5 protein-coding genes are annotated in these 8,292 nt (G+C 29.6%); 3 read left to right on the top strand and 2 right to left on the bottom strand.

Annotation, left to right across the window (positions count from 1 at the left end; all coding sequences use genetic code 11):
• On the bottom strand, nucleotides 1-4,545 hold a 4,545-nt coding region (locus tag QZU75_RS09845; protein ID WP_296883389.1), incomplete at its 3' end, for a non-ribosomal peptide synthetase.
• Between the two features lie 509 nt (nucleotides 4,546-5,054).
• Here QZU75_RS09845 and QZU75_RS09840 point away from each other — a divergent pair.
• The 3 genes from QZU75_RS09840 (at nucleotide 5,055) to QZU75_RS09830 (ending at nucleotide 7,189) form a co-directional block, all read left to right on the top strand.
• On the top strand, nucleotides 5,055-5,897 hold the full coding sequence (locus QZU75_RS09840) for an aldo/keto reductase (protein WP_296883388.1): 843 nt from the start codon (nucleotides 5,055-5,057) through the stop codon (nucleotides 5,895-5,897).
• A 46-nt stretch (nucleotides 5,898-5,943) separates the two neighbouring features.
• Nucleotides 5,944-6,570, top strand: a complete 627-nt coding sequence (locus tag QZU75_RS09835; RefSeq protein WP_296883387.1) for a sister chromatid cohesion protein PDS5 — start codon at nucleotides 5,944-5,946, stop codon at nucleotides 6,568-6,570.
• A 166-nt stretch (nucleotides 6,571-6,736) separates the two neighbouring features.
• A complete protein-coding gene (locus QZU75_RS09830; protein ID WP_296883385.1) occupies nucleotides 6,737-7,189 on the top strand; it encodes a hypothetical protein in 453 nt (150 codons plus the stop codon).
• Between the two features lie 191 nt (nucleotides 7,190-7,380).
• Here the strand turns inward: QZU75_RS09830 and QZU75_RS09825 are convergent, their stop codons facing one another.
• On the bottom strand, nucleotides 7,381-7,848 hold the full coding sequence (locus QZU75_RS09825; protein ID WP_296883383.1) for a dCMP deaminase family protein: 468 nt from the start codon (nucleotides 7,846-7,848) through the stop codon (nucleotides 7,381-7,383).
• Nucleotides 7,849-8,292 lie beyond the last annotated feature (444 nt).

Raw genomic sequence — 8,292 nt, 5'->3', positions numbered from 1 at the left:
GTTTTCTGGGTCAGTTATTTCTTTGTAGTTGGATGCGATTGTTGCTTCGGTTGGTCCGTAACTGTTGTATACCTTTGCGTTGGTGTATTGTTTGACTCCATTGAATGCCTTGGCTGAGAATTGTTCTCCGCCCATTACGATACATTTTCCACAACCTATCGCATTGCAAAACTCTTCAATTTCAAGATAAGACAGCAATCTGGATGGTGTGAATTCCATTACTTCCGGTTGGTTTTCTTTGATTAAATTAGTTAAATCAACAACATTTTTTATCTCATTATCATTTGCAAATATGATTTTAATGCCGTTTGTAATTCCGGTTAGGATATCTTCAAGGGATGTGTCAAATGCTATTGTTGCAATACTCAATATGCTTGAATATTCGCATTTTGGATTTTCTGCAGCTTCATTACATGCATTTTCATGACTTATCATTACTCCTTTAGGATTACCTGTTGATCCAGAAGTGTAAATCATATATGCCAAATCATCAGGGGTTATTTCAACATTTGGATTGGAAACATTTTCTTCCCTTATTAATTCATTGATGTCCAAGGTGTTTTTAGTTGTTCCATCGGTATTGATTATATAGTCTGCCTCACTATTTTCATAGATATATTTTATTCTTTCTGCAGGATATTCTAAATCTATTGGTATGAATGTACATCCTGCCTTAAATATTCCAATGATAGTTGCTATGAGGTTGCTGGTCCTTGGAAGCATTACCAAAACATTATTTCCAGGTTCGACACCTTTTTTTATCAATGAATTGGCTATCCTATTACTTTTTTCATTTAATTGTTTGTAAGTTAATGTAGCATCACTTGCAACAAGAGCAATATTGTCAGGTTTTTCAGCGACATGTCTTTCAAAGCGTCCATGTAAGAAAGGATTATCGATAGGGTCAAATGTAGGTATTGCTTTATTTTCACTCAATTCTATTTCACCAATAGATAATTTTTCAATATCCGCTTCAATTAATTGATTTATTACATTAACTATGCAATTTAAGAAGGTTTCTATGTAATCTTCACTGTACAACTGGTCATTATATTGGATAAACAATTCGAGATTGTCTTTGGTTTCATTAACATCCAAAGATATTTTATAATTGACTTCAAGTGAATTCAAATACTTGACTTTATAAACTTTATCATCAATTTCAATTTCTTCAGCGTCAAGATTGTTGTATGCATAGAAAAACTCAGGTTTTAATTTAAATTCTTCGGAAATTTTAGTATAAGGATAATCTGAATGACTAATGGTGTCCATCCAAATATCATTTATAGATTTTAAATATTCTTTAACTGTTAAAGTTCTATCATCGTTTATTGAGACAATAGGAAGTGTTTTAACTAACAATGTTTGGGTATTGCTGTATAATGAGTTTGATCGTCCATTAAAAATGGTTGTAATCAGTGTTTTATCACTGAATGTGTACTTATTAAGGTTTAACATTGTTGTTGCCATGAACAAAACATTTGGAGTTATTTTATTTGTGTTACAGAATTCACTAATCAAATCTGGATTAATATTTTTGGAAATTGATTTTAAAGTTCCGTCTTCAAAGTTTCCATTCAAATTAGGGGTCAAAACAGTTGAATCAATTTCCTGGGACAGTTTGTCCTGGAAGAATTTTCTGGATGATTCATATTTTTCACTGTTTTCATTTTCGTTTTCAATCAGGCTGTTAATGTAACCGTCAATTTCCTCTTTTTCAATTTCAATTCCCTGATATGCATTAGCAATGTTTGTGAATAACTTATCTAAAGATTCTCCGTCAGAAATTATATGGTGGACATCAGAGAATAAAATTGTTTCAGTAGGAGTTTTATAAATTTTAAATCTAAATAATTGGTCATTATGCAAATCAAATGGTTTTAGATTTTCTTTTTCAATTTCATCGTCTGAAATATCTTCAACACTGACAATTGGAATAGTATCAATAGCTATTGAATCGTCACGTTTTATCATCACTTTACTTTTTTCTAGAACAATTCTGGCTTTAAGATATGGATATGTTTCAATTGTCTTGATAATAGCTTCTTTTAATCTGTCAGCATCAATTTCACTGCCAAATCTTATGACTGACGGAAGATTATATTGTGCAACATCTCCACTTTGAATACATTCATAATAGATTCCCATTTGATTTTCTGTTAATGGATAATACTCTGTATCCTGGGATAATTCAATTATGCTGTCTAAATCAAGTAAATCATTATTCTCAATTTCATTTGCAATATTTTTTATTGTAGGATCATTCAATAAAGCAATTATGTCTAAATTAACGCCCATTTCATCATAAATCTTAGCATTTAATTTCATCAGTGTTAATGAAGTAAATCCAATGGCATATAAATCATCAGTAGTACCGAACTCTTTTGTTTCACTAATGGTTGAAGCGAGTTCATGCAATCTTATTTCTGTTTCTGTTTCCGGAAGTGTTAATGCTAATCTTAATTGTGGTTCCGGTAGTTGTTTCAAGTCTGTTTTACCGTTTGGTGTTTGCGGCATCTCATCAAGTTGCATAAATACTGTTGGAACCATATAACGAGTTAGTTTGTCTTTTAAATACTCCTTTAAATCATTGCTATCAATCTCTTCATCAGCAGTGTAATATGCACATAAGTGGTCATTATTGTTTATCTCTTTAATTACAACAACAGCTTGTTTTATATTAGGATATTGACTAATGTTTGTTTCAATTTCACCAATTTCTATTCTTAAACCTCTTAATTTAATTTGATTATCTATTCTTCCTTTGATGTCGATTTCACCATTTGGAAGTTCTATGGCATAGTCTCCACTTCTGTAATATGGAATGTCGTTGATAGTAAGGAAAACTTCTTCGGTTTTTTCCGGCATGTTGTAGTATCCTTTACCTACACCAGTACCACCAATGTATAATTCACCCATTACTCCATTTGGCACTAGTTTGCCATCAATATCACGAACATCAGTTATATAATTGTCTAAAGGAAATCCTACAGTTATATCATTAATGTCAGTCACTTCTTTGTTGTTTGAGGTAATTGTTGTCTCGGTTGGTCCGTAACTGTTGTATACAATTGCATCAGAGTATTTTCTGAAGTCTTCGTATACTTTGGTTGAAAATTGTTCTCCTCCGAGGAATAAACATTTCAAACAGCTTATGGCTTTACAGAATTCTTCCACTTCAAGGTGTGAAGCCATTCTGGATGGGGTAAAATCAGCCACTTCCGGTTTATGTTCGTTGATTAATTCGGTTAGTTTAGGAATGTTTTTGATTTGGATATCATTTGCAAATATCAGTTTGATTCCATTTCCAAGTGCTGAAAATATGTCATCCATAGCCACGTCAAAAGAAATTGTTGTAATACATAATAAGCTTTTGTATTGTGATTTTGGATTTTGCACTTCGTTACAGATGTTTTCGTGTGAGATCATTACTCCTTTTGGATTTCCGGTTGAACCTGAGGTGTAAATCATGTATGCCAAATCATCAGGAGTAATTTCGACATCCGGATTTTCAGTATTTTCCTCTTTAAGTAATTCCTTAATGTTTAATGAATTTTCTTTATCCTCATCTGAAATAATGTAGTCTGCTTGGCTGTTTTCGTATATGTAGTTGATTCTGTCCTTCGGGTATTCCAAATCGATTGGGATGTATGCACATCCTGCTTTCAGGATACCTAATATTGATGCTATTAAATCGCTGTTTCTGTGAAGCATTACAAGGACATTGCTTTTTGGTTTAACTCCTTTTTTGATTAATGCATTTGCGATTTTGTTTGCTTTTTGGTTAAGTTCATCAGCAGTGAATGTTGCATCTTCGGCTACAAGAGCAATGTTATCGGGATTTGCTTTAACCTGCTCTTCAAAGCGTTTGTGGAATATAGGCATTTCAACTTCAGTGAACTCAATATTTTCTTTTTCACTTACAAGTGCAATATCTTCAATGTTTGTTTTCCCGATATCAATATTAACAAATTGGTTTATAATATTTTCAATGCTTGATAGGAATGAATTGATGAAATCCTTTGTGTATAATTCACTATTGTAAAATAAGGATAATAAAACACTTTTGTCACTTTCAACAATTTTTAAATAATTTGAATATTCAATGTCTGATTTTAAATCTTCATTGAAACTGTAATAAAATTCAGGCTTTAAAAGAAGGGTATCTTCATTAATATATTCATCAAATTCTAAAGTTTCATTATAAATCTCATGAATATTTTCAAGAAATTCCTTAATGGAAATATTTCTGTTTTCAAATTTAGTGGCGAATGGAACATTATTTTGATTGAAAATTAAAGTTTCATCTGAAAAATTGAATTTATTCAGGGTTAATGTTAAACTTGCCAATAAAAGTTCGTTAATAGAAATTGAATTGGAATTTATAAATCCAACTAGATTTTCTTTTTCAAGTTCATGTTCTGATTTAGTAATTATACCTTTTTCCTTTTCTCTACTATTATTTGGAGAGATTAAAGTTGATTCATCAAAATCAGCATAGATTTTTGATAAATGTTCATTTATGGAATTAAATTCTTTGCTCATATATATCAAACCTATTAATTTATATATATTTTATTTAACATTATATTTGTTACTGTCAATTTGTTAGCTATTGATTTCGTTTTTCTATCCAGTCATTTTTAGGAGTAATATCTAATTTAATGGACAGATGATTCTGAATTTCTCTTTTTATGCGATATATACTTTGTATTGTATAATTTTTTATATCGTTTTTTTAAGGAAATGGATGAATTATTTATATTCTTGGAAAACTTTTTCATTAATGCAGTCTGTACAACTTTTGAAAAATTAACCTATTCTCTTTTTAACAAATCAACATGTGGGATTGTTTTATCATAGATTTGTTTATTATTCTTTATATTTGTTTATGGATTTTTTCTTTAATTTTGTCATCTGGCAAATTTAATTCTGTATTTTTTTAAAGTATTCTCTTCTTTTTTCATTAATATTTTTTAAATAGGAAATACTAAAAGATAGTTAACATTAAAATTTTTTTAAAACAATGAATTGATACTACAAGATGGATTTTTATGAAATTTAAAAAATTAAACAACAACGAAAAATTACCTTTTGTAAATTATGGAGTTTATGAAATCAGCCCTAAAGATACAAAAAACGCAGTTCTTAATGCTCTAGAAAGGGGTTATACTGCAATTGATGGTGCACAGGTATATTATAATGAAAAAGAAGTTGGTGAAGCAATCAAAGAATCTGAAATCCCTAGGGAAGAGATTTATTTAACCAGTAAAAATTGGGTTAGCAATTCAGGATATGACAAAACAATAAAAGCGGTTAATAAAACATTGGAAGATTTACAAACTGATTATCTTGATTTACTACTCATTCATCAACCTTTTGGAGATTATTATGGATCATACAGGGCATTGCAGGACTTACAAAAAGATGGAACATTATTGTCTATTGGTGTTTCAAATTTTGATTCCGCCCGTTTGGTTGACTTGACTATGAATTTTGACATTGTTCCCCAAGTCAATCAGGTTGAAACAACACCTTATTTTCAGCAATATGAAGCAAATGAAATCATGAATAAATTGGAAGTTGTCCATCAAAGTTGGGGGCCTCTTTCTGAGGGGTTAAATAATTTATTTGAAAATAAAATCCTTTTAGAAATTGCAGAAAAATATGATAAAAGTACAGTACAGGTTATATTCAGATGGTTGATAGACAGAGATATTCCATTTTCATGCAGGTCTATTAAAACAAAAAGAATGGAAGAAAATATTGATATTTTTGATTTTAAATTAAATAAAAAGGATATTGAAAAAATCAAAGAATTGGATTGTGGTAAAAGTCCTTTCAATGATTATGATGATCCTGAAACTGCAGAAGAATTTAATTCTGAGATAATTTAAAATAAATTAATATATTTCCATCATTATTTTAGTTAGTGGTTAAATAATGCTTGAAAAGGATGAAGAAGAAACATTAAAAGAATTAAGGAAAATACAGAAGAGCAATGAAAATTGGAAAAACAATATAGATAATGTTGCAGTAATCCTGAATGAAAGTTATTCTGTTAATGTTAAAGCAAAAGCGTTATGGATGCTTGGTGAGATGGGATTAAGATATCCTCAACATGTGAAATTATATGTGGAACTAATTTCTGAGTATCTGGAAAATGACAATCCAAAATTGAGGGAAAGGTCAATCAATGCATTGGGGAGGATTGGAAGAGCAGACAAAGACTTGATATGTCCGTATTTTGATAAATTGATGAAAACAAGAAATGATAAAATAGGTAAGGTTAGACTTTCATTTGTTTGGGCTTGTGAAAATATAGCAACAAACGCTCCGGAGCTATTTTGTAAAAAATTAGATATTTTTCATGATTTGATTTCCGATTCAAATGAAAAGGTTCGCATTGAAGCGCCTGAAATGTTTAGAGTAGTTGGAAAAAGAAAACCTATGTGTGTTAAACCTTATTTTGATAAATTACAATACTTTGCGGATAATGATGAACATAAGGTAGTTCGAATTCATTGTGCGGGTGCAATCCGTATTACAAAAAATGCATTGAATCAATAATTTGTAGCTAGTTCTATGCGATTGTGGAAACATTTAGTTTATAACTATAATTGCGATACAATGAAATATAAAATTGAAAAAAATTATACAATTTTGTTAAAAATCCAATAATATTAAATATAATTTTCATATTACATATTAATATAAACATGTGGGGGTGAAAATTATGGATATGAAAAAAGTATTAGTTCTTGGATTATTCCTGGTTGTAGCTGTTTCTGCAGTGGCTGCTATAAGTGCAACTGAAGAATTAACTTTAGATGGTATTCAGTTTAAAATTCCAGATGGATATAATGTAGTTGAGAAAAGTACGGATACAAGTGATTCTAATGATAAAGAAGATATAGACGGAACTCCTGTTGACACTGAAGTAAATGCCGAATATAAAAATGCAGCCGGAGACAAATTAGAATTCAAAGTAGGTACCAAAAATAATGGAAAAATTGATTCAATTAATCCTGCTAATGCTCAAAAGAAACAAATTGCCGGTAAAGATGGTTTCCTTATAAAAGAGGTTGACGACGGTAAAGACAAATATAACTTTGAATACTTGCAAGATGGTAAATTAGTTAAAATTACTGCAGTTAGTGAAGATATCATTAGTCAAGTAATAGTATAGATTTTTTACCATTTTTTTATTTTTTTGTTAAATATTTTTAACTGAAACAATAAATTATAATTAGTTTTAGACATTTTTTCATGTATTTTTGTACTGTAATTACTCAAAATCGCTGTTAATAAGATACAAATTGATTGTTTAGTGAAGTTAATGCTTTTTTTGGAGATTAATATCTTGACAGATGTTAAAGTTCAGTCACGTAGTTTTAAAATCCCTTTTTTACTTACGATTTTATCAATTCCGGAGTTTTTTATCATTCTGGAGCATATCGGACAAGGTTCAGCATCGTCAATTTCCACCCACTCTCCATTATCATACTTTTCTCCAGCAAGGAAAATTGTTGATCCAAGCATTTCATTTCTGCTTGCACTAATCATTGCATTTTGTTCAGCATGCACTGAAAAACAGTCGTTATAGTTGCCTGAATTGGATGGAAGGTTCATTCTTTGACAGTTTCCTCTATCGCAACAGTTTTCTTCTCCTCTTGGATTTCCATTATAACCTGTACTGATTATTTCATCGTTGTTGACTATTACCGCTCCGTATCGTCGTTTTAGACAGGTGCTTCTTTTTGATACAGCAAAGGCGATTGCAAGGTAATACTCATTTTTACTCATACGGTTTGCGTTATTTTCATTTATTGATTTTTCATCTGTCATATTTTTCCCCTTTAAAATTTCATGAATTGAACAATTGTGAATACATTCATATTTCAAAAAATTATTCCTTGATATATTATTGATGTTAATGTTAATTAAATTAAATGTAATATTATTTATTCATTTACTTGTTTGACTTCATCATTAACGTAGCTTTTAAAATCAACAGGCTTTTATAATCATATGTTAAAAAATTTGAAAAATTTCAACAAATTTGGTTAATTAATTATCCAAAGATTATTTAAATATTAAATCATAAATTTATCCAATAATTGGATGTAAGTAAAAGTATTTTAATTGATTATAGTGTTATTGATGTTATATGTGTATTCAATTCTGAATAATTAAGTTATTATCCTCTATTTTTTAATTTTTTTTAAAAAATTTTTAATCAATACATATTACGAACTATTTTATATATTATAAACAAACAGTTTGTATTTA

It is taken from the genome of uncultured Methanobrevibacter sp. (assembly GCF_902764455.1).
Taxonomy (GTDB): domain Archaea; phylum Methanobacteriota; class Methanobacteria; order Methanobacteriales; family Methanobacteriaceae; genus Methanocatella.
Note: the sequence above shows the minus strand (reverse complement) of the source record. Positions and strands in the feature narration are given on the sequence as shown.